This window comes from Burkholderia sp. BCC0397 (assembly GCF_902832865.1).
Lineage (GTDB): Bacteria > Pseudomonadota > Gammaproteobacteria > Burkholderiales > Burkholderiaceae > Burkholderia.
In genome coordinates this window covers 999075-1021965 of record NZ_CADFDL010000001.1, presented here as the reverse complement: position 1 = coordinate 1021965, position 22891 = coordinate 999075, and the positions used below count along the sequence as shown (strand labels likewise).

General features: G+C 67.6%; 21 protein-coding genes. 10 read left to right on the top strand and 11 right to left on the bottom strand.

The annotated features are described in order from the left end of the window. Window positions 1-48 precede the first annotated feature (48 nt). The 3 genes from HWX03_RS04565 to HWX03_RS04555 all read right to left on the bottom strand — a co-directional run bounded on the left by HWX03_RS04565 (window position 49) and on the right by HWX03_RS04555 (window position 3680). Window positions 49-1575, bottom strand: coding sequence for an amidase (locus tag HWX03_RS04565; protein ID WP_175870399.1), 1527 nt, complete (start codon window positions 1573-1575; stop codon window positions 49-51). A 55-nt stretch (window positions 1576-1630) separates the two neighbouring features. Further along, entirely contained in the window at window positions 1631-2689 is a 1059-nt protein-coding gene (locus tag HWX03_RS04560; protein WP_175870398.1) for a phenylacetaldoxime dehydratase family protein, read from the bottom strand. Between the two features lie 94 nt (window positions 2690-2783). After that, window positions 2784-3680 (bottom strand): transporter, encoded by an 897-nt coding sequence (locus tag HWX03_RS04555; protein ID WP_175870397.1) that lies wholly within the window; start codon window positions 3678-3680, stop codon window positions 2784-2786. Window positions 3681-4192: 512 nt separating this feature from the next. Here HWX03_RS04555 and nthA point away from each other — a divergent pair. The 4 genes from nthA to HWX03_RS04535 all read left to right on the top strand — a co-directional run bounded on the left by nthA (window position 4193) and on the right by HWX03_RS04535 (window position 7521). After that, window positions 4193-4792 (top strand): nitrile hydratase subunit alpha, encoded by a 600-nt coding sequence (nthA, locus tag HWX03_RS04550; RefSeq protein WP_174430080.1) that lies wholly within the window; start codon window positions 4193-4195, stop codon window positions 4790-4792. Between the two features lie 43 nt (window positions 4793-4835). Then, window positions 4836-5489 carry a nitrile hydratase subunit beta gene (gene nthB / locus HWX03_RS04545; RefSeq protein WP_175870396.1) on the top strand — a complete coding sequence of 218 codons (654 nt, stop codon included), beginning with the start codon at window positions 4836-4838 and terminating at the stop codon, window positions 5487-5489. Beyond that, window positions 5486-6748 (top strand): GTP-binding protein, encoded by a 1263-nt coding sequence (locus HWX03_RS04540; RefSeq protein ID WP_175870395.1) that lies wholly within the window; start codon window positions 5486-5488, stop codon window positions 6746-6748. Before nthB ends, HWX03_RS04540 begins: the two co-directional genes overlap by 4 nt. A gap of 185 nt (window positions 6749-6933) precedes the next feature. Next, window positions 6934-7521, top strand: coding sequence for a LysE family translocator (locus HWX03_RS04535; protein ID WP_175870394.1), 588 nt, complete (start codon window positions 6934-6936; stop codon window positions 7519-7521). A 12-nt stretch (window positions 7522-7533) separates the two neighbouring features. Here HWX03_RS04535 and HWX03_RS04530 read toward each other — a convergent pair whose 3' ends face one another. Next, window positions 7534-8379, bottom strand: a complete 846-nt coding sequence (locus tag HWX03_RS04530) for an AraC family transcriptional regulator (protein ID WP_034204915.1) — start codon at window positions 8377-8379, stop codon at window positions 7534-7536. 341 nt (window positions 8380-8720) lie between these two features. On the opposite strand from HWX03_RS04530, the gene HWX03_RS04525 reads away from it, so the two are divergent. Next, on the top strand, window positions 8721-9515 hold the full coding sequence (locus HWX03_RS04525) for an SDR family oxidoreductase (RefSeq protein WP_175823152.1): 795 nt from the start codon (window positions 8721-8723) through the stop codon (window positions 9513-9515). Window positions 9516-9554: 39 nt separating this feature from the next. Here the strand turns inward: HWX03_RS04525 and HWX03_RS04520 are convergent, their stop codons facing one another. From HWX03_RS04520 to HWX03_RS04500, 5 genes are all read right to left on the bottom strand, one after another. Beyond that, complete coding sequence (locus tag HWX03_RS04520; RefSeq protein WP_175870393.1) at window positions 9555-9929, bottom strand: hypothetical protein; 375 nt, start codon at window positions 9927-9929, stop codon at window positions 9555-9557. A gap of 219 nt (window positions 9930-10148) precedes the next feature. Beyond that, the gene (locus HWX03_RS04515; RefSeq protein ID WP_175870392.1) at window positions 10149-11219 is read right to left on the bottom strand and encodes an AI-2E family transporter; all 1071 of its coding nucleotides are present in this window, start codon (window positions 11217-11219) and stop codon (window positions 10149-10151) included. 137 nt (window positions 11220-11356) lie between these two features. Continuing rightward, window positions 11357-12466, bottom strand: coding sequence for an NADH:flavin oxidoreductase/NADH oxidase (locus HWX03_RS04510; RefSeq protein ID WP_175870391.1), 1110 nt, complete (start codon window positions 12464-12466; stop codon window positions 11357-11359). A gap of 141 nt (window positions 12467-12607) precedes the next feature. Next, on the bottom strand, window positions 12608-13294 hold the full coding sequence (locus tag HWX03_RS04505) for a type 1 glutamine amidotransferase domain-containing protein (RefSeq protein ID WP_175870390.1): 687 nt from the start codon (window positions 13292-13294) through the stop codon (window positions 12608-12610). A gap of 352 nt (window positions 13295-13646) precedes the next feature. Next, on the bottom strand, window positions 13647-14675 hold the full coding sequence (locus HWX03_RS04500) for a substrate-binding domain-containing protein (protein ID WP_175870389.1): 1029 nt from the start codon (window positions 14673-14675) through the stop codon (window positions 13647-13649). A gap of 188 nt (window positions 14676-14863) precedes the next feature. Here HWX03_RS04500 and HWX03_RS04495 point away from each other — a divergent pair, with 188 nt between their 5' ends. Together HWX03_RS04495 and HWX03_RS04490 are read left to right on the top strand one after the other, a co-directional pair. After that, the gene (locus HWX03_RS04495) at window positions 14864-16447 is read left to right on the top strand and encodes a glycoside hydrolase family 68 protein (protein ID WP_175870388.1); all 1584 of its coding nucleotides are present in this window, start codon (window positions 14864-14866) and stop codon (window positions 16445-16447) included. 173 nt (window positions 16448-16620) lie between these two features. Then, the gene (locus HWX03_RS04490) at window positions 16621-18267 is read left to right on the top strand and encodes a glycoside hydrolase family 32 protein (protein WP_175870387.1); all 1647 of its coding nucleotides are present in this window, start codon (window positions 16621-16623) and stop codon (window positions 18265-18267) included. Window positions 18268-18335: 68 nt separating this feature from the next. Here HWX03_RS04490 and HWX03_RS04485 read toward each other — a convergent pair whose 3' ends face one another. Continuing rightward, entirely contained in the window at window positions 18336-19085 is a 750-nt protein-coding gene (locus HWX03_RS04485; protein WP_175870386.1) for an SDR family oxidoreductase, read from the bottom strand. Between the two features lie 122 nt (window positions 19086-19207). After that, window positions 19208-20125 (bottom strand): LysR family transcriptional regulator, encoded by a 918-nt coding sequence (locus tag HWX03_RS04480; protein WP_175823143.1) that lies wholly within the window; start codon window positions 20123-20125, stop codon window positions 19208-19210. 223 nt (window positions 20126-20348) lie between these two features. Here HWX03_RS04480 and HWX03_RS04475 point away from each other — a divergent pair, with 223 nt between their 5' ends. From HWX03_RS04475 to HWX03_RS04465, 3 genes are all read left to right on the top strand, one after another. Further along, a complete protein-coding gene (locus HWX03_RS04475) occupies window positions 20349-21833 on the top strand; it encodes a PLP-dependent aminotransferase family protein (RefSeq protein ID WP_175870385.1) in 1485 nt (494 codons plus the stop codon). Between the two features lie 96 nt (window positions 21834-21929). Continuing rightward, window positions 21930-22367: a carboxymuconolactone decarboxylase family protein gene (locus HWX03_RS04470; protein WP_027805767.1), complete on the top strand. Its 438-nt coding sequence runs from the start codon at window positions 21930-21932 to the stop codon at window positions 22365-22367. A 10-nt stretch (window positions 22368-22377) separates the two neighbouring features. Continuing rightward, window positions 22378-22797, top strand: coding sequence for a cupin domain-containing protein (locus HWX03_RS04465; protein WP_175870384.1), 420 nt, complete (start codon window positions 22378-22380; stop codon window positions 22795-22797). Window positions 22798-22891 lie beyond the last annotated feature (94 nt).

Here is a 22891-nt window from a genome sequence, read left to right as displayed (position 1 = left end):
GACACACGGCGCGCGGCGCGGCGGCAATGCGCTGCCGCGCCGGGCATGTCATCCGAATGTCGTCTGACGCCAGTCGGCAGACTGTTCATACGCATAGGCGCAGCGATAGAGCGTCGCCTCGTCGAAGCGGCGCCCGACCAGTTGCAGCCCGATCGGCAGATCGTCGGCTACCCCGCACGGCAGCGACATGGCCGGATGCCCGGACACGTCGAACGGCGCGGTATTCGCGAGCATCTCGAACGCCCGCGTCAGCGACTCGGACATCGCACAGCCCGGCTTCGGCAGTTCCGACGCGCGGATCGGTACGGTCGGCATCACCAATACGTCGTACGATTGCAGCGCCGCGTCGTAAGCCGATCGCAAGCGTCGCGCGAGATTCTGGCACTTCGCGTAGTAGCGCCCGCGATACCGGCTCGTGAAATATTCGCCGAGCAGCATCGTCACCTTCACGGTATCCGGCAACTCATCGGCGCGCTCGCGCCAGCCCGCGTGATGATCGATCATGCCGGTCACGTACAGGCCGCCCCAGTTGAAACCGTGGCTGTTGCCCTTCATCATCTGCTGCGTCGCACCCTCGGCCGCGATCGGCAGCCATATCGCGGTGCCGGCCGCATGCAGCGGCACCGACACTTCGTCGACGCTCGCGCCCAGCTTGCGCAACCGGAGCGCGGCGACCCGCACGGCCTCGTCGACCACTTTCTCCGAATTCGCGAGCCCGAACGCCTCGCGCAGAATGCCGATCCGCAGGCCTGCGATGCCGTCGCGGATCGCGCCGAGATAATCGGCGCGCGGCGGCAACATCCGTTGGCGCGGATCGAGCCCGTCGTCGCCCGCGATGACATCGAGCAGCAGCGCATTGTCGAGCACGGTGCTCGTCATCGGCCCGAGATGATCGACAGTCGCCTCGATCGGCATCGCGCCGGTGTACGGCACGAGCCCGTGCGTCGGCTTCATCCCGTAGACACCGCAATAGGCGGACGGGATTCTCACCGAGCCGCCCTGGTCGCCGCCGAGCGCCATGTCGACCTCGCCGCTCGCGACCAGCGCACCGCTGCCGGACGACGAGCCGCCGGACGAGTGTCCGGCCTTGCGCGGATTGTGCACCGGCCCCGACGCGCTCGTGTGCGAGCCGCCGGAAAAGCAGTAGTACTCGCAGGTCGACTTGCCGGCGATCGTCGCGCCGGCGTCGAGCACCCGCGTGACGACGGTCGCATCGATATCGGGCACGTAGCCCTCGAACGTGCTCGCGCCATTGCGCATCGGCACACCGGCGACGCAGATGTTGTCTTTCACGGCCACCGTCCTGCCGCGCAGCTTGCCGTCGGCGGCGCCGTGGATCGTGCTCTTGCGCGCCCACGCGCCGTAACGGTTCTCGTCGCCTTCCGGGCGGTAGCCGGGCGTGCGCGGATACGCGACGCCGGGCAGATGGTCGGGCAGCGCGTCGATGACGTCGTACGCGTCGAAGTTCGCCTGCAAGGCATCGTCGTATTCGGCGAGTTGGCGGGAATCGACATGAAAGCCGAAGCCGGCTGCAATGTCGGACAGTTGTTCGCGGGTCGGGCGTTTGATGGCCATCGACGTTCTCCAGTTCGGTAAGCGGCACCGCCAGCCTTGGCGGTGCCGGCGGGATTCAGCGGGCGATGGCGACGGCGTCGCGCATCAGCCCGGTGCGCGGATGGCAGTTCACGTATTCGTAGACCTGATGCTTTGCGTCGAAGACGGAAACCTCGTGATACAGCCGCAGTTTCGACAGCCCGGTGACGACGCGGAAGAACGTGACGAAGATCCGCAGGTGCGTCGGATGGGATTCGGCCCACCGCTCGAGGCGGTCGAGCGAGCGCCAGTGGCCGATGTTGTAACTTTCGTCGAGTGCGTTGCCGTCGAGATCGATCGAGCGCACGTAGCGATTGCTGTAGCAGCCGACGTCCTTGCCGTTGTCGCGCAGGAACTCCATGCCGCTGCGCAGCGTCGGCTCGATCTCCTCGAGATACAGCCGGCGCTCGTCAGTCTCCGCCGCGCGCCAGTCCTGACCGGACCGAATCAGCGCGATGTTGTCGTGTGCAAGTACGACCACACGGCCGCCGCGAGCCGGATCGCCCTCGACGATGCGCAACTCGCCGTCCGCGTTCATCCAGTCCGTCTGCGAGATCGGGAACCGGTCGCGCATCGATCCCCAGTAGCCGTGCTCCTCGATCTCGCCGCTGACGCCGTCCATGATCGCGCCGACGCCGGGGAAATCGCTCGTAAATGCGTAAAGCGTCTCGAACTGCTCGGCGCGCGGCGCGACGATTTCCCGGAAGTAGCCGATCCCGTCCGCGAGGCGTGCGTCGGAGGCCCACCATTCGACGAGCGCCGGCCACGCAATCCAGCGCGCATACGCGGCCGGATCGCGCCAGTAGCCGACGGCAATCAGGTTCTCGTAGCCCTGGTCGTCGGTGTGTTGCGTCAGGTCGAAGTTGTTCGGGCCGTCCTGCACGCCGAAATCGGCGACGATCCGGCGCAACGCGGCCAGCGCCGCCGAGCGCTTGTCGGCGCCGCAATACTGGACGCCGAAATAGCCCATCACGACCTGGCTCAGGTCTTCGGCGGCCCGGGCGACGTACATCGGGAACGGCGGCTGGTAATCATCGGCGACGCGGCGCGACAGCGTCCGCGGGCAGATCAGGTGTTTGTCGATGGCGGATTCCATGCATGACCTCTCTGGAAAGGGAATCGGGTGTCGAGGGTTCGACGTGGGGACACGGAACGACATGCACCGGCCATATCCCGGCGCATGCGGGTGGTCAGAAGATGTGCGCGTAACGCAGGCCGGCGAGCACGCTGTTCTTCGGACCGTTGTGCACGCTCAGGTCGGTGCCGAGCTGGATTTGCACCTGGTCGGCCTTCGTCACGAACTTCGCCGCGGTGATCCGCAGGCGCGTCGTGCGCAGCGCGTCGTGGTTGTCCGCGCCGTCGACGCTCGTTTCACCGCCCCAGAGCTGGGTGATGCCGATCCCGAGCGACGTGCCCGGATCGGGCATGTAACGCACCATCGCCTGGGCGCTGTAGCTCATCCGCTGATGCAGCGTCGTACCGTTCGCGCCGTACGACGTGTTGTTGCCGTACCAGATCGCGTCGCCGACGAGATCAAGGGCCCACTGCGGCGAAAAGTGCTTGACGTAGGCTGCCTGGAAATCGAGCGACCAGCGGTGGGCGCCGAGATTGAGACCGCGGTTCTGGTCGTAACTCCCGGTCGGCGCGTAAACGTAGACCGTCGCGGCGACGACATCCTTCGCTTCGTTCAGGCGGAATTTCAACGGCGCGGTCAGGATCACGTCGCCGACACCGTTCGTACTGCCAAGCGCGCCTGCGTTGCCGAAGCTGCTGATGTGACCGAACGGCAGCAGCACCTGCGGATCGATCGTGAGCCTGTCGGTGAGCTGGAACACATGCAGCAGGCGGGCGATGCCGGTATTGGACTGCAGGTCGAAATCCGACGTCCGCTGGCCATTCGCGTAGTACGCGTTCGTCGCTGAATAGTTGTAGTACAGCACGCCGATCGTCGCGCCGGTCGGATACTGCTCGTAGTCGCCGGGATCGACCTCGACCGCCCCCGCGTAATGCGATGCGACGACCATCAGCGACAAGCCGATCCAGCGCGCGATTCGCTTCAGTTTCATTCTGTTGACGTGGTCCATCATGCTCCTCACCTGGGTGCGCAGACACCGCCGCGCTCGACGTACGACGAACGGAAGCCGTTGCCGAATGGTGGAATCGCGGAGTGCTGGCTGACTGTTATTCCGCCGGTACTCGGTGGAGTACCGACGATTCGCGACATCGAACGGCCGTCGCTTGAGGGTGAGAATAGAAAGGCAAAATCCGCATTTCTGTTTTCCGGCGGAACAAGAAATTGGCTGTGGCGGACCTCCTCGGCCCGTGCCCTGCAGCGATCGCAAAACGTGCGCCGGCTGCCGCCGTTTCGTGCCGGGCGCCCTGTCCGATGCCGCGAATCACCGTGCATCCGTTGCGCGTCGGCGCCTGCCGCGCACGGGGCCGTCTCGGCATAGTTTCCGATCCGTGTCGGCAAAGAACCGCGTTTTTTCTCTTCTTACCCTGCTCGTCGAGCGTGACCGACACGACGCACCCGCACCTCGCCACGACAGTCCCGACGTCGTGGCAGCGGTCGCCCCGAACCACCACAAGGAGCCCCACGATGAGCACGATGCCTTCTGCGGAAACAGCCTCGACGCCAGGCGAACGCGCCTGGGCGCTGTTTCGCGTGATGAAAGAGAAGAACCTGATTCCCGACGGCTATATCGAAGGTCTGACCGAGCTGATGTCCACGACCTGGGATCCGGCCAACGGCGCGCGCATCGTCGCGCGTGCGTGGGTCGACCCGGCGTTTCGCGAACTTCTGCTGAAGGACGGCACGGCCGCGTGTGCGCAGTTCGGCTACACCGGCCCGCAGGGCGAATACATCGTCGCGCTCGAAGACACACCGACGCTGAAGAACGTGATCGTCTGCAGCCTGTGCTCATGCACGAACTGGCCGGTGCTCGGGCTGCCGCCCGAGTGGTACAAGGGCTTCGAATATCGTGCTCGGCTCGTCCGCGAAGGGCGCACGGTGCTGCGGGAGCTCGGCACCGACCTGCCCGACGACGTCGTCGTGAAGGTCTGGGATACGAGCGCCGAAAGCCGCTATCTCGTGCTGCCCGTGCGGCCGGCCGGCAGCGAGCACATGACCGAGGAACAACTGCGCACGCTCGTCACGAAGGACGTGCTGATCGGCGTTGCGCTGCCGCGCGCGCACTGACTCGCACCCCGTTTCGCTCTCGACCTTATCTCGGAGATCACATATGGACGGCTTTCACGACCTCGGCGGCTTCCAGGGTTTCGGCCCGGTGCCGCACACGATCAACAGTCTCGGCTACAAGCCAGTCTTCAAGGAAGACTGGGAGCATCTCGCGTACAGCCTGATGTTCGTCGGCGTGGACCAACTGAAAAAATTCAGCGTCGACGAGGTACGTCACGCAGTCGAACGCATCGACGTGCGCCAGCACGTCGGCACGCGCTACTACGAGCGCTACGTGATCGCGACCGCAACATTGCTCGTCGAAACCGGCGTGCTCACGCAGGATGAACTCGACCGCGCGCTCGGTTCGCCTTTCCGGCTCGCGAACCCGCCGCGATCCGGCGGCCGGGCGGCACCGCCCGACTCGACGCGGTTCGAGGTCGGCGATCGCGTCGTCGTTCGCGACGAATACGTCAGCGGACACATCCGCGCGCCGGGCTACGTTCGCGGCAAGGAAGGCGTCGTGCTGCACCGGACGACCGAATCGTGGCCATTCCCGGACGCGATCGGCCACGGCGACACCGGCGCCGCGCATCAGCCGACCTATCATGTCGAGTTCCGCGTGAAGGATCTGTGGGGCGACGCCGCCGACGACGGCTATGTCGTGGTCGACCTGTTCGAAGGCTACCTGGATCGCGCGTCCGGGCAGCGCGCATGACGACGCCGGGGAATCGACAAGCGCCGGCCGCCCTTCCGCCGAGGATTCCGGTCACCGTGCTGTCCGGCTTCCTCGGTGCCGGGAAGACGACGTTGCTGAACCACATCCTGCGCAATCGCGCCGGCCTGAAGGTCGCCGTGATCGTCAACGACATGAGCGAAGTGAACGTCGACGCCGACGATGTGCGCCGCAACGTCGAGCTGCATCGAGGCGAGGACGAACTGGTCGAAATGAGCAACGGTTGCATCTGCTGCACGCTGCGCGCCGATCTGCTCGAGCAGATCAGCACGCTTGCGCGGCAGCGTCGCTTCGATTATCTGCTGATCGAGTCGACCGGCATCTCGGAGCCGATGCCGGTTGCGGAGACGTTTGCGTTTCTCGACCGGGACGGTTTCAGCCTCAGCGAACTCGCGCGGCTGGACACGCTCGTCACGGTGGTCAACGGCGAGACGTTCGAGGACATGATCGCGTCGGCTGAACCGGTCACGCGCGACGCCACGCTCGCGAACGGCAGCGATTCCGGTCCGCCGCGCAAGCTGTCGGACCTGCTGATCGAACAGGTGGAATATGCGAACGTGATCCTCGTGAGCCGACTCGACCGGATCGGCGACGCAGGTTTCGACAGGCTACGCGCGGTCCTTGCGTCGCTGAATCCGTCCGCGCGAATCCTGCCGATGCAGCACGGCGAGATCGATCCGTCAGACGTCCTGGATACGCGGCGCTTCGATCTCCCGGCGCTCGTCGAATCGCCGGGATGGATGCAACGCATGCAGGTCGACGAACGCCCGTCGGAATCGGATGCGTACGGGATCGCGTCGTGGACCTATCGCGAACGTGCGCCGTTTCATCCGGCGCGCCTGCTCGCGTGGCTGCGTCGCCCCTGGACCAACGGCCGACTGCTTCGCTGCAAGGGATATGTCTGGACTGCGCACCGATATGCTGAAATCGCCATGCTCGTGCAGACGGGCGGAGAGTTCCAGTGGGGTTACGTCGGGCGATGGTGGCGATTTGTTTCTCGGTCGGACTGGCCGCACGACGACTATCGTCGCGATGGTGTGCTGCAAAAATGGGAAGAGCCAACAGGTGATTGTCGACAGGAAATCGTGTTCATCGGGCAGGCGATCGATCAGGTCCGGTTGCGTCGCGAACTCGATGCGTGTCTGCTGACGGTCGAAGAAATCGACGCAGGCCCGGAGTCGTGGCTGCAGCTTCCGGAAGCTGACGCGTTCGACGCGCTCGCGACGACCGCCCGTCCGTGAAGTGAGACTCGATGGCTTCGGTTGCAACGCTTGCGTCCGATGACTTTCGGTCGGCCAGTGAGCGCTGCGCCCGGCTCGGCGTGACGGGAATCCCGACAGCGCCGCCGAGGGCAGTTTTCTTCAATACGGGCCCGCGCCGCTTCTTTAGTCTCGATGCGACTTTGACATTCGCATGGAGACACCTGATGAGCATGCTGGTTTCGATGGCTGCGTTCGCGCTCGCCTCGTCGATCACCCCCGGTCCCGTCAACATCGTCGCGCTCAGCGCGGGCGCGCGCCACGGCCTCGGCGCGAGCCTGCGCTACGCGGCCGGCGCGACGCTCGGCTTCGTCGCGCTGTTCCTGCTGATCGGCCTCGGCCTGCACGCGGCGCTCGCGCGCTGGCCCGTGCTGACGACGGCCACGCAGTGGTCGGGAATCGCGTTCCTGCTGGTCATGGCGCTGCGGCTCGCGCTCGACGACGGCCGGCTGTCGGCCGATCCGGACGTGGTCGGCCCGTCGGCGGCGGCCGGCGCGGCGATGCAGTGGCTCAATCCGAAGGCGTGGCTCGCGTGCGTGGCCGCGATGGGCGCATATGCAGCCGACGGCGACCGCGCACAAGTCTGGCAGTTCGCCGCGCTGTATCTGGTGATCTGCTTCGCGTCGATCGCATGCTGGGGTTATGCGGGCGCGTCGCTGCGGCACCGGCTCGCGAACGCGCGGCGCATGCGCGTGTTCAATCGGCTGATGGCGCTGCTGCTCGCGGGCAGCGCGCTGTTTCTGCTCGACGTGTAGCCGCGGTGGCGTTCAGCGCATCGCGCTGCGGTACTGCCCGGGCGTCGCGGCCGCGATCCGCCTGAATGCGCGCTGGAAATGCGCCTGGTCCGCAAAGCCGGCGTCGAGCGCGACTTCGGCGATCGGCCGGCCGCGGCGCAACTCGGTACGGCCGTACTGCACGCGCCGATCGATCAGGAATGCATGCGGCGTCATCCCGTAACGCGCATTGAACGCGCGGATCAGGTACGACGGCGACAGGTCGGCCGCCGCGCAGATCGCATCGAGCGTGACGGCCTCGCGGCAATGGGCGGCGATGTAGTCCGCCGCGCGCGCGAGCTTCGCGTTGTCGTCGCCCGGCCGCGGGTCGGGCAGTTCGCGATCGAGCGCGCCGTGCAGCGCCGTGAAGAATTCGACCGCTGCGCTCTCCTTGCCGAGCGCGTCGATGCCGGGCGACACGAGCGTGCGGTAGAAGCCGCCAAATTGCGCGAACAGATCGCCGCGTTCGGTCAACTTCGGCGAAAACCCGTGAAAATCGCGATTCGGGTCACGGCCCAGCGCGTGTTGCAGCCGCGCGAGCCACGGCACGTCGACATAGACCATCCGGTACGCCCACGCATCGGGGCCGTACGGGTTGCATGCGTGTACCTGCTCCGGATCGATGATCACGAGCACGCCGCGCCCGACGTGTGCGTTCGTCGCACCGTTCACGTACGTGCTCGTGCCGCCGACGATCGCGCCCACCGAAAACGTGTCGTGCGTGTGCTTCGCGTAGCAGATCGCGCGCCCGTCGTCGACGGTGCGCGCCTCGATGAACGGCAGCGCGGTATCGCGCCAGAACGGCGACGGTACGGCGGATCGGTTGGCAATACGGCTCACGCGGCGGGCTCCCGGGTCGGACGGCGAACACCCACCGTACAAGACTGTGCGGCGCCGCGCAACCGGCTCGCCCGACTTCGAGGTTCAGCGCAATTGCGCCCTGCCGATTCTTCGACACAAGATCCGGAGCATGCCGCACTTACGCTGGAACCTTACCCACCCTGCACCCGCTTACAGGCGTTTCCGCCCGCACACACGCTGAAAATCGAGCGGATCAGTTTTTGCATCGACGCCGCCAGCACGCTCGCGACATGGCCTATTGACCGGAATTTGCCTAAGCTTTGAATTCCGTCCGCCGCGGCACGCGCGGTGGTTCCCGTTCACTCTTCCCCCGCCACCTCATGCAGATCGATCTGAAAGGCAAGACCGCGGTCGTCACCGCTTCCACCGCCGGCATCGGGCTCGCGATCGCCGAAGGGCTCGCGCGCGCCGGCGCGCACGTCGTCGTCAACGGCCGCAGCGACCCGTCGGTGCAGTCCGCGCTCGAGAAATTGCGCGACGCCGTGCCCGACGCACGCTTCGACGGCATCGCCGCCGACCTGTCCGACGCGGCCGGCGTCGCGCGCGTCACGCAGCACACGCCGAACGCCGACATTCTCGTCAACAATGCGGGCATCTACGGCCTGAAGGCGTTCTTCGACATCGACGACGCCGAATGGGAACATTATTTCCAGATCAACGTGATGTCCGGCGTGCGGCTCGCGCGGCATTACCTGAAAGGGATGATCGAACGCAATGCCGGGCGCATCGTGTTCATTTCGTCGGAATCGGGCCTGAATATCCCTGTCGACATGATTCATTACGGGTTCACGAAAACCGCGCAGCTGTCGATCGCACGCGGCCTCGCGAAGCTCGCGGCCGGCACCCACGTGACCGTCAATTCGGTGCTGCCGGGGCCGACGATGTCGGAAGGCGTGCGCGCGCTGCTGAAGGAGACGGCCGACGAAACGGGCCGCAGCATCGACGACGTAGCAGTGGAGTTCGTGCGCAGCGAGCGTGCGACGTCGATCATCCAGCGGCCGGCGACGACGGAGGAAGTCGCGAACCTGGTCGTGTACGTATGCTCGCCGCAAGCCTCGGCGACGACCGGCGCGGCGTTGCGCGTCGATGGCGGCGTGGTCGACACGATAGCGTGACGACTGCGTGACACGCTCGCGCGGCGCGTGGCCGCCGCGCTAGCGCGAGGCGGCTTTGTCCGACCGGAGCGCGCCCTTGCGATCGGCGTCCATGCAGGTATCGAAGCCGGACTGCGTGACGACGCCGGCCTTGTCGAACACGACGAAGTACGATCGGTGATCGTTGCCGTGCTCGATGAAGTAGTTGTAGCAGACGCCGCTGCCGTTGCGGACCATCCAGACGCTGCGCGGGTTGCCGGCGGCGCGGACGACGTCGGCGCGCGTCGCGCCGTGCCGCGACGCGGCCCGTGCAAGCGGCGTGCGCGAATACGAGAACGGCAGCCACGAGTCGAACCACGCACAGCCATGCAACATCAGGCAGCCGGCGGCCAGGGACAGCGTCGCTGCGGGACGGGACATCGAAATCAATCGCATGCTCGGGAAATCTGCTGCGCCATACCGGCGTGATCGAAAGCCCCATGCTACTCGACCTTTGGGTCCGGATCGAAAAGAAATGTAGAGATCTTTATCCGAATCCCTGCGTTTGCGGGCATCCGCGCCAGCCGAATCGTCAGCGATCGTTGCAGCCGGTGCACACATGCACGCATCCGCACGCCGCACCGGTGCGTCGAACCGGTGCAACGGCATGCGCGATCAAGCAATCCATTCGGCCCACAGCATCGTGAGCACCGTCATCAGCGCAGGCCCGACGAACAGCCCGATCAGGCCGAACGTCTCGGCGCCGCCGAGGATGCCGAACAGCACGAGCAGGAACGGCAGCCGCGTCGAACCGCCGATCAGCACCGGCCGCACGAAATGCTCGGCGATGAACACGACGATGAACCCGAGCGCCGCGACCACGACGGCCCACATGGTCGCCCCCTGCACGAACAGCCAGAGCGCCGCGCCGCAGAACACGACCGGCGCGCAGAAAGGCAGCATCGCGGCGACCGCCGTGACGAGCCCGAGCAGCGCCGCGTGCGGCACGCCCGCGAGCGCATAGGCGACACCGAGCAACGCGCCCTCGCCGAGCCCGACGACCACGAGCCCGGTCACCGTGCCGTACACGGCCGCGACCATGCGCTCGATCAGTTCCGCGCCGTTGCGTCCGAACGCGCGCCGCGCGCCCTGCAGCAACGCGCCCGACAGCTTGTGGCCGGCGCGCAGGATCACGAACAGCGTCACGAGCATGAAACCGAATTCGAGCAGCACATGCGCGAGCTTCGTGCCGAATTGCCGGCCGAACGCGATGAATTTCTCGCCGTTGACGCCGTGCATCGCGGTGGCCGCATGCAGCGGATGGCCGAGATTCGCCTGCCACCATTCGGTGATCTGCGCGGCGCCGTACGGCAACCGGCTGACCACCTCCGGCAGCGGAATGCCGTTGTCCTGGATCGTGTGCAGCCACTCGCGCAGGTCGTGCGCCTGCGCGAACGCCTGGGTCGTCGCGACCGCCACCGGCAGCACGACCAGCAGCGAAATCGCCGCCGTGATGACGGTCGCGATCAGCGTCGGCCGGCTGCGGAACAGCCGGTGCGATTCGAAGCGTTTCAGCAGCGGCCACATCGCGATGGCGATCACGCAGGCCCATGCGATGGCGGGAATGAAGTCGCGGATCACCCACAGCGCGAGCACCAGCAGCGCCGCATACAGCGCGACGCGGGCGAACTGCTGGGCGCGCGGTCGCGCGGCGGAATCGTGAGACGACGGGACATGTGCGCCCATGGCACCTCTGTCGAAATGAAAAAATGGCGGTTCGCCCAGGCCACCGGCCTGGACGAACCGCCATTCTATCCATCGGCGCCGGATCGGCGGCACGCGCGATGCGCGAGCCACCCCGGCGCTGCGTCGACGCGCCCCGCTCAGGCCGCCTTGTCGGCGATCCGATAGCGCTCGAGCCAGTGCGCGTACGGCGCGGGCAGCGTCCACGACGGACGCTCGACGCCGAGCTGCTTGGCCGCGTAGTACGGCCAGTGCGGGTCGGCCAGGTGCGCGCGGCCGACCATCACGAGATCGAGTTGCGCTTCCTCAACCACACGGTTCGCCAGTTGCGGCGTGTCGATTCCCCACGCGGACGACACCGGCAGCCCGGCCTCGCGGCGCACGCGCTCGGCGATCGGCGCGAGGAACGCCGGGCCCCACGGAATCTGGGCGGTGGGCGTCGAGAAGCCGACCGACACGCTCAGCATGTCGAGCCCTTCCCGCTTCATCCGCTGCGTGAGCGCGATCGACTCGGCGAGCGTCTCTTCGTCGCGACCGTCGTATTCGATCACCCCGAGGCGCGCGGTCAGCGGCAGATGCTCGGGCCAGACCTTGCGAACGGCCGCGAGCGTGTCGACGACGAAGCGGCCGCGGTTTTCGGCGGAACCGCCGTACTCGTCGGTGCGCTGGTTCGAATGCACCGAGAAGAAGCTCTGGCCGAGATAGCCGTGCGCGAAGTGCAGTTCCAGCCATTCGAAACCGAGGTCGCGCGCGCGCTGCGCCGCGGCGACGAAGTCGGCCTGCACGCGGGCGATATCGTCGTGCGTCATTTCACGCGGCACCTTCGGCAGATGCGCACCGAACGGCACGGCCGACGGCGCGATGGTCTGCCAGCCGCGCGGATCGCCGTCGGCGATATGGTCGTCGCCTTCCCACGGGCGGTTCGCGCTCGCCTTGCGGCCCGCGTGCGCGATCTGGATGCCGGGCACCGCGCCGGCCGCCTTGATCGCCGCGACCGACGGCGCGAACGCGCCGGCCTGCGCGTCGTTCCACAACCCCGCGCAGCCCGGCGTGATGCGTCCTTCCGGCGACACGGCCGTCGCCTCCGCGATCACGAGGCCCGCGCCGCCGCGCGCGATGCCGGCCAGATGCACGTGATGCCAGTCGTTGACGACGCCGTCTTCGGCGACGTACTGGCACATCGGCGGCACCGCGATGCGGTTGCGCAGCGTGACATCCTTGAGTTTGAACGGTTCGAACAGGGCAGACATCCACGACTCCTTTGTTGGGTTCTGCAAAACGGCTGGGAATGCGTCGTGCGGTGCGCACGGCGCAACGATACGGGCCGTCGGCGGGCCGGCTACGCCCGGCGACGGCAAGGAAGCGGCGCCGGCCCGGCCGGCGCCACGCGTTCAGCGATGGCCGAGCTTCGCGAGCAGCGCCTCGGCCGCGGGCGCCGACGACGCGGGGTTCTGCCCGGTGATCAGCAGCCCGTCGGTGACGACATGCGGCGCCCAGTCGGCGCTGCGCTCGAATTCCGCGCCGTTGGTCTTCAGCATGTCCTCGACGAGGAACGGCACGACTTCGGTCAGCTCGACGGCCGCTTCCTCGCTGTTGGTGAAACCCGTCGCGCGCTTGCCGCGCACGACCGACTCGCCGGTCTGCGGGTTCTTCACGTGGCGCAGCACGCCCGGCGCGTGGCAAACCGCCGCGACCGGCTTGCCGGCCCCGAGCGTGCGCTCGATCAGGCCGATCGAATGCAGATCCTCGGCGAGATCCCACAGCGGGCCGTGGCCGCCGGGGTAGAACACCGCGTCGTAATCGTCCGCCGACACATCGGCCAGCTTGTGCGTCGACGCGAGTTCGGCTTGGGCCGCCGCATCCGCGTCGAAACGGCGCGTCGCGTCGGTCTGGGCGGTCGGGTCGCTGCTCTTCGGGTCGAGCGGCGGCTGGCCGCCCTTCGGCGACGCGAGCGTCAGCTCGACGCCCGCATCCTTGAACGTGTAGTACGGCGCGGCCAGTTCCTCGAGCCAGAAGCCGGTTTTCTTGCCGGTGTCGCCGAGCGTGTCGTGCGAGGTCAGGACAACCAGAATCTTCATGATCGGACACTCCTTCGAAAATGAACGGGAGAACGGCGCCGCACGTCGGCGCGGCGCGCCTGTCGGTTAGTCAGCCAGCGCGCGGCAACGTGCGATTCATTCATCCGCATGCGATATACGCCTATTAGACCAGTCGTCTAGAATCGGCCGAAATAAAACGACGGCGTCCCGCAGCATGAACCTGCCGGAGACGTCGCCGCATTTACAAGGACGGATGATAGCCCCGGATTAGACCGGTCGTCTAGAAGAACGCGTATTCGCCCCTGCCGTCGTCATGGCCTTTGCGACGGGCGCAGTTCGGCATCGCCATCGCCGCCCGCCGTCGCCCCGTCGCCGCGCCGGCTACCGCCGGCTACCCGCGCAACGGACCGTCCGTATCGCCCGCTTCGATTACCGGTGCTTCGAGCCGGTGGTCGCGCACGCCATCGTCCAGCAGCCGCAGCATCAGTTCCGCGAGCGAGCGCCCGGATGCATGCCCGGTCGGCTGCACGACCGCCGTGACGCGATACGGATGCGCGATATCCGGCGGCACGCCGTCATAGACGATCAGCGACAGGTCCGCGCCCAGGCGCAGCCCGCTGTCGACCAGCGCGCGAAACGCGCCGCCGCCCGCGATGTTGTTGTCGACCAGCAGCGCGGTCGGCGGCTCGGCGTGCGCGAGCAACGCCCGCGCCGCCTGCTGCCCGCCGTCGTACGTAAACGCGCATTCGACGAGCAGCGCCGGATCCGCGTCGATACCGGCTTCGCGCAATGCCGACAGATAGCCGGCGCGCCGCTGCGCGGCGAAATTCAGCGCCAGCGGTGCGCTGATCATCGCGATGCGCCGATGCCCGAAGCCGATCAGCCGGCGCACCGCGTCGCGCGCGCCCGCCTCGTTGTCGAAGTCGAACCACGCATACGGGCTGGCCGCCTGCGTGCGGCCGTACGCGACATACGGAAACCCGCTCGCCTGCAGATACGCGATACGCGGATCGTCCACCAGCGTGCGCGCGACGATCAGCCCGTCGACGAGCTTGCCGTCGACGATCCGCCGATAGGTGTCCCGTTCCGCGTTCGGTCGCGCGGCCGCGATGATGAAATCGAGATTGCGCTCCGCGAGCCGCCCGGTGATGCCCGCGACGACTTCGCCGAACCGCGGATCGCCGAGATCGCCGGCGCCGAACGGATAGACGATCCCGATCATGTCGGCCCGCCCGGTGGCCAGCCGGCGCGCGGTCGGATCGGCCACATAGCCCATTTCCTGCGCGGCCTTCGCCACGCGCTCGCGCGTCGCTTCGCTCACGTCGTCGTAACCGTTCAACGCGCGGCTGACCGTCGTCCGCGACAGACCGAGCGCATCCGACAGCGCCTTCAGATTCACCTTCACCGTCACTCCTCGCATTCGCCGATCCGCCCGGCCGCCCGACAACCGGGACGCGCCGACCGGGTAATTATTTCCATTTGGTAATGATTACCGTCAAATAAATATCTTTTGCGTTCCAAACCGGTTTGAAATAGCATCCAAACCGGTTTGGACATCGATGCCCACTCAGCCGTTCACTTTCACCATCCCAAGGAAACGACGACGAGATGACATACTTTCCCCTTTTCCGCCCGACCGCGGCCAAACGTTTGCTGCTCGCTGGCGGCGCACTCGCCGCCTTCGCGTCCGTCGCGCACGCGCAGTCCGGCGGCACGGGCGCGCCCGTGCCCACGCCCCATACGCAGCAAGCCTACGATCCCGAAGGCAACTTCACGATGCGCTGGACGCGGGCGGACATCCGCCAGATCGTCGCGCAATCGCACACCGCCGGCGCCGACAAGAATTCGCTGCCGCAAGCGCTGACGATGCCGGACATCCCGCAGGATTTCCCGCTGATCAACTCGAACGTGTGGGTGTGGGACACGTGGCCGCTGGCCGACCTGCGCGCGAACCAGCTCAGCTACAAGGGCTGGGAGGTGATCTTCTCGCTCACCGCCGATCCGCACGCGGGCTACACGTTCGACGACCGTCACGTCCACGCCCGCATCGGCTTCTTCTATCGCCGCGCCGGCATCCCCGCGTCGCAACGCCCCGCGAACGGCGGCTGGACCTGGGGCGGCCACCTGTTCCCGGACGGCGCGAGCGCCCGGGTGTTCGGCACCGCGCCGATGACCAACAACGCCGAATGGTCGGGCTCCGCGCGCCTCACGAACGGCAGCAACGTCAGCCTCTACTACACCGCGACGTCGTTCAACCGCTCGGCGCCCGGCGGCGCCGACATCACGCCGCCGCAGGCGATCATCACGCGCACCGACGGCAACATCCACGCCGACGACAAGCACGTGTGGTTCACCGGCTTCGGCGATCACAAGGCGCTGCTGCAGCCGGACGGCAACTACTACCAGACCGGCCAGCAGAACACCTACTTCTCGTTCCGCGATCCGTTCGTGTTCACCGACCCCGCGCATCCGGGCAAGACCTACATGGTGTTCGAAGGCAATACCGGCGGCCAGCGCGGCGCACGCACCTGCAACGAGGCCGATCTCGGCTATGCACCGAACGATCCGAACCGGGAAGATCTCAACGCGGTGATGAATTCGGGCGCAGTGTATCAAAAGGCCAACGTCGGCCTCGCGGTCGCAACGAACCCGCAACTGACCGAGTGGAAGTTCCTGCCGCCGATCCTGTCGGCGAACTGCGTCGACGACCAGACCGAGCGCCCGCAGATCTACCTGAAGGACGGCAAGTACTACCTGTTCACGATCAGCCACCGCACGACGATGGCGGCCGGCGTCGACGGCCCGGACGGCGTGTACGGCTTCGTCGGCAACGGCATCCGCAGCGACTTCCTGCCGCTGAACGGCGGCAGCGGCCTCGTGCTCGGCAACCCGACCGACTTCTCCGCACCGGCCGGCGCACCGTATTCGCAGGACCCGAACCAGAACCCGCGCGAATTCCAGTCGTATTCGCACTACGTGATGCCGGGCGGGCTCGTCGAGTCGTTCATCGATGCGATCGGCCCGCGCCGCGGCGGCACGCTCGCGCCGACGGTGAAGGTGAACATCAACGGCACGTCGACGACGGTCGACCGCACGTATGGACGCGGCGGCCTCGGCGGCTACGGCGACATCCCGTCGAACCTGCCGGCGACGGGGGCCGGCCACAACGACGGCAACGGTCAGGGGCAGTAACCAACAGTAACGATCGTCGGTAAAGGCACGAGGTTCAGGAGGCGCGTATCGCGCGTGTCGCGTGTGCGCCTCCTCTTTTTCTTCCGACTTTTTTGACCATTGCGCAGGTCGTCGTTGCACGCGGCCTGCGCCATCCTTTCCCGCTTCGCCCGACGAAGCACCTCTGGCACCGCATGAAATCGACGTCTTTCCGCTTTTCCGTCCGCATCATCCGGCTGCTGCTCGTTTGCATGGCCTGCACGCAGGCCGTCGCCGCTCCCTGCCATATGCAGGCCGATAACGGCGATAACGGCACGCCGCAATGGCGGCCCGCCCTCCACTACACGCCGCAGCGCAACTGGATGAACGACCCGAACGGGCTCGTCTACGCGAACGGCCGCTATCACCTGTTCTATCAGTACAACCCGCTCGGCAACGACTGGGGCAACATGTCGTGGGGCCACGCGACCAGCACCGATCTCGTCCACTGGCGCGAGCAGCCGGTCGCGATGCGCGCGAACGCCACCGAAGAAATCTTCTCCGGCTCGATCGTCGCCGATACCCTGAACACGTCCGGTCTCGGCACACCGGGCCACACGCCGCTCGTCGCGCTCTATACGAGCGTCTACAAGGCCGGCTCGGGTCACGCACCCGGCATACAGGCCCAGTCGCTCGCGTACAGCCTCGATCAGGGCACGACCTGGCAGCCGTATGCGCACAACCCGGTGCTGACGCTCGATCCGGAATCGAAGGAATTTCGTGATCCGAAAGTGTCGTGGTATGCGCCGGGCGGCTACTGGTTGATGACGACGGTCGTCGCCGATGCGCATGTCGTGAAGCTCTATCGCTCCGACGACCTGGTCCACTGGTCGTTCCTCAGCGACTTCACGCTGCCGGACGTGCCGCATGCGGGCGCGCTGTGGGAAATGCCCGATCTCGTCCCGCTGCCGCTCGACGGCGATCCCCGCCGCATCAAGTGGGTGATGATCGTCAACGTGAATCCGTGGTCGATCGCCGGCGGTTCCGGTGCGATGTACTTCGTCGGCAACTTCGACGGCCGCACGTTCGTGCCCGACCGCGTCGCGCCGGCCGGCTCGGATCCCGCGCAATTCCGCTGGGTCGATCACGGCGCCGATTTTTATGCGGCCGGCACGTTCTCCGGCGCACCCGGCGCGCGGCCGGTCGCGATCGCCTGGATGAGCAACTGGGATTACGCGGCAAAAGCGCCGACCACCCCATGGCGCGGCGCGACCACGCTGCCGCGCGAACTGTCGCTGAAGACGATCGACGGCGAGCCGAGCCTCGTCGTCGCGCCGGCCGCCGCCTTCGACGCATGGGCCGACGGCCGGCCCGCCGTGCATGAAGGCGACGTCACGGTCGACTCCGCTACCCGGGTGCTGTCGGCCGCCACGCGCGGCGTCGTCCAGCGCATCACGGTGACGCTCTCGCCGCAGCGTGCCGCGCGCGCGGGGCTGATCGTCCGGCGTTCGGCCGACGGCTCGATCGGCACCCGGATCGTGTACGACACGGCGAAGCGCACGCTGACGCTCGACCGCTCGCAATCCGGCGAAGCGAATTTCGCCGGCACGTTCAGCCGCGAGCACATCGTCGATCTGCCGCTCGAACACGGGCAACTGCGGCTGGAAATCGTCGTCGATCGCGGGTCGGTCGAGGTATTCGCGAACGGCGGCCGCGTGACGCTGACGGACCTGATCTTTCCGCCGCTCGAGGCGGATCGCGTGGCCGTGTTCGCCGAGCGGGGCCGCGCGACGTTCGCGGGGTTGACGGTGACGCAACTGGAAACCGGCGATGCCACGCGTGGCGCCTGTGCGTCCCGATAGGCGCATGTGACGGGGGCCGCTCGCCCGGCATCGTATTGGCCGGTTGCGGTCCCCGCCCGCCTCGCCCTTCAGAGCAACCCCATCCCGCCCGACGCGATGATTTCCGCGCCGACGATGAACGCGGATTCCGGCGCGCTCAGGTGCAGCACCGTCGACGCGATTTCATCCGGCGTGCCGAACCGGCCGACCGGAACGAGGCCCTTGATCTTCTCGGCGGTCTCGTCGAGCGTCGCCGCATCGAGCCCGAGCTTGCCGTACAGCGGCGTCTGCACGGGCCCGGGACTGACCACGTTCACGCGCACGCCGTGCGGCAGCAGTTCCGCCGACAGCGTCTTCGCGAACGAATTGACGGCCGCCTTGCTCGCCGCGTACACCGACGAGCCCGGCATCCCGATATGCGCGTTGATCGAGCCGTTGATCACGATCGATGCGCCGCGGTTCAGCAGCGGCACGAGCGACTGGATCTGGAAATACGCGCCCTTCACATTGGTGTTGAACACGAGATCCCACATCGCTTCGTCGCTGTCGGCGAACGGCGCGAGTTTCGCGACGCCCGCGTTGACGAATACGGCGTCGAGCCGCACGCCGGCGGTGGCGATCGCGTCGGCCAGCGCGCGGGCCGACGCGACGCTGCCGGCTTCGTTGCGAATCGCCAGCGCCCCTTCGCCGAGTGTTTGCCGGGCGGCTTCCAGCGTCTCGGCGTCGCGCCCGGTGATGATGACCCGCGCGCCTTCGGCCGCGAATGCCCTGGCGGCCGCCAGGCCGATGCCGCTGTTGCCGCCCGTGACGAGGACCGTCTTTCCTTCGAAGCGTTGCATGATGTTCTCCTGTGAACCGGTGAGTTGACCGTGAACACAGGATGCGCGCGCCGCGCGGCCTTGCCGTACGACCGGCGCGACGAACATGTTCGAAAACGTCGAACATGTTCGCGCGCACGCGTTCAGACGACCACGTCGATCCCGTCGAGCAGCCGCTGTGCGAGTCTCGGCTCGCGCAGTTGCTCCAGCCACCATTGCAGCGCGCGACCGTCGCGGTCGCCGTGCCACGCGACGTACAGCAGATTCGGCTCGCGCGGATCGGCCGTCTGCTTCTCGACCAGTTCGCCGCGTGCGAGCAACGACGCGACGCGCCGGCGCGGCACCCAACCGACGCCGAGCGCATCGCGCTGCGCGAGGATCTTCGCGCGCATCGACGGCACCGCGAGCACCGCCTGCCCGCCGAGCAGGCCATAGGCTCGGCCGGCCGCGCGCCGCGACGAATCGGCGACGACGACCGCGCGGTGCGCACCGATCGCGTCGCGCGTCAGCACCCCGCTCGCGGACGCCAGCGGGTGGCGCGGCGACACCGCGAACACCCACGCCATCGCACCGAGTTCGAACCACTTGAGGCCCGGAATCGCCGGCGGCTCGTTGGTCGCACCGACGACCAGATCCGCGCGGCCGTCGCGCAACGCTTCCCAGGTCCCGCCGAGCACCTCGTGCGTGAAGCGCAGCGACACGCCGGAATCGAGCGCATCGAATGCGCGGACGACCGGCAGGAGCGTATCGAACTCCAGCACTTCGTCGGTGACGATCCACAGCCGGTCCTCCCAGCCGCTCGCGACCTGCCGCACGCGCTGCGTCAGCCGGGCGACGTCGAGCGCCAGCCGCGCCGCCTCGTCGGCCAGCAATTGCCCGGCCGGCGTGAGCTGCAGCCGGTAGCCGCGCCGGTCGAACAGCAGCGCGTCGAACCGCGTTTCGAGCTGGCGCGCCGCGTGCGACACCGTCGACGGCGCCTTGCCGAGCCGCGCGGCGGCACGCGACAGGCTGCCGGTGGCGCGGATCGCGTCGAGCAGCGCCAGTTCGTCTTCGGACAGCATGAGGTCGCTCCGGAATGAGGTTGTCGTGGATCGTACGGCAGCGGCAGGCGGCGGTCCAATCGGACGACGAGCCGGCGGCCGGGACGGCCGGTTCCCGTCACGGGAATGCGCCGCCCGGCCGCCCTCGCGCGAAGCCGCTCGCCCCCTTCGAACCCCGGCTGACGCGGGCAACTTCCGGTATGCTCATTCACGCGAAATGACTCGAAACGAGGTAACCACTGCGATGGACATCGCGATCCGCATCGAAGGCCGTCACGACCTGACGGGGCAAATCTTCAGGCAACTGCGCACCGCGATCGTCGACGGGCGTCTCGAAGGCGGCGCGCGGCTGCCGTCGACGCGCGACCTCGCGAAACAGCTCGGCGTGTCGCGCAAGACGACGCTCGACGCGTTCGAGCGCCTGGTGGCCGAGGGCTACCTGAATACACGCGCCGGCGACGGCACGTTCGTCGCCGACGGCCTGGCGCGCGTGCCGCACGCGGCGACGATGTCGGCGCCGTCGATCGTCGACGAGATGCCGCGCATCGACGCGGTCGATGCGCGTGCGCTGTGGAACGACCTGCCCGATGCGCTCGCGATGCCCGCGCCGCAGGACTCGCCCGGCTTCGACTTTCGCGGCGGCGTGACCGACAAGACGCTGTTCCCGTTCGACGCGTGGCGGCGCTGCCTGCATCACGCGCTGCGCCAGCAGGCACGCGGCCCCGGCCAGTACCACGACCCGGCCGGCGATCCGCAGTTGCGCGGCGCGATCGCGCGCTACGTCGGATTCAGCCGTGCGGTCGCATGCAGCTGGGACGACGTGCTCGTCACGCAAGGCGCGCAACAGGCGCTCGACCTGCTCGCGCGCGTCGTCGTGCGGCCGGGCGACGTCGTCGCGGTCGAGGATCCCGGCTATCCGCCCGCACGCGCCGCGTTCGCATCGCTCGGCGCGACGGTGATCGGCGTGCCGGTCGACGCGCACGGCCTCGTCACGGAGCGGCTGCCGGACGACGCGCGGCTCGTCTACGTGACGCCGTCGCACCAGTTCCCGCTCGGCATGCCGATGACGCTCGATCGCCGCGTCGCGCTGCTCGAATGGGCGCAGCGGCGCCGCGCGGTGATCATCGAGGACGACTACGACGGCGAATTCCGCTTCGAAGGGCGGCCGGTCGAATCGCTGAAGAGCCTCGACCGTACGGGCCTCGTCGCATACGTCGGCACGTTCTCGAAAACGATCTTTCCCGAGCTGCGGATCGGCTATGCGATTCCGCCGCGCGCGCTGCGCGGCGCGCTGGTCAAGGCGAAGCAGATCGTCGACTGGCACACGTGCACGCTGACGCAGGCGGCGCTCGCGCGCTTCATGGTCGAAGGCGATTTCGCGCGGCACCTGAAGCGCGTGCAGAAGCACTACGACGCGCGTCGCAAGATGCTGATCGCGCACCTGCGCGGCGCACTCGCACCGTGGTTCGATGCGATCGTGCCGACCGCCGGCATCCATCTCGCCGCACACCTGAAGCCGGGGCTCGACGAATCGGCGCTGGTCCGCGCGGCCCGCGCGCAGGACATCGGCCTGTACGGGATCTCGGCGTTCCACGTGGGCGTGCCGGTGCGCCCGGGGCTGCTGTTCGGCTATGGCGGGATCGACGCGCTGCGCATCGACACGGCGCTCGCGAAGCTGGCCGGCTTGCTGGATGCCGGCCTCGCGGGCGAGTCGCCACTGGTTACCTGAATTTCCACAGAATTGGTTATTCAAGCAGGCCAGTACGCGTCTTAAAGTGGGTCCTGTCGCGCCACCCCGGCGCTACCCAACCGAAAAGGACCTGCCATGCAACCGCGCCTGAACTTCTACGCCGCCAGCCCGAATGCCATCAAGGTGATGCGCAACGCCGAGGAATTCCTCGCGAAAAGCTCGATCGAGAAGCCGCTCGCCGAACTCGTCCGCCTGCGCGCGTCGCAGATCAACGGCTGTGCGTTCTGCGTCGACATGCATACGACCGACGCGCGCAAGGGCGGCGAAACCGATCGCCGTCTCGCGACCGTCGTCACGTGGCGAGAAACGCCGTTCTTCACCGAGCGCGAACGCGCGGCGCTGGAATGGACCGAGGCGCTGACGCTGGTGGCCGGCAACCATGTGCCCGACGCCGTCTGGGAAGCCGTGAAGCCGCACTTCACCGACGAAGAGCTGTTCGACCTGTCGATGCTGATCGCGACGATCAACTCGTGGAACCGCTTCGCGATCGCGTTCCGCAAGATGCCCGAGTAAGGCGGCGACGATGATCCGTTCCCCGTTCCATCGCGTCGCGCTGTCCGCCGGGCTCGTGCTCGCCGCGGCACTGCCGGCCGCCGCCAGCGCGCACGAAGCCGGCGACAGCGTGCACGCGATCATGCAGCAGGCCGTGCCCGAAGCGCCCGGCAAGCGCGTCGTCGTCGCGACGGTCGACTATGCGCCCGGCCAGGCATCCGAAGCGCACCGGCATCTCGGCTCGGTGTTCGCCGTCGTGTCGAAAGGCGAAGTGCTGTCGCAGGTGAACGGCGGCCCGCTGCGCCGCTATCGCGCCGGCGAAGGCTGGTACGAGCCGCCGGGCTCGCGTCATCAGGTGTCGCGCAACGCGAGCGCGACCGAGCCCGCGCAACTCGTCGTGTTCGGGTTGACCGGCGAGCATCAGCCGCTGAAGTCGCCGATCGATCAGTGACGTCGTGCCGGGGCGCGTGCCGCGTGCGGCCCGCGCCCGCGTTTCCCGACCGGTTTTCCCGCCGGTTCCGGGCGGTTTCCCCGCCGCGCTTTGC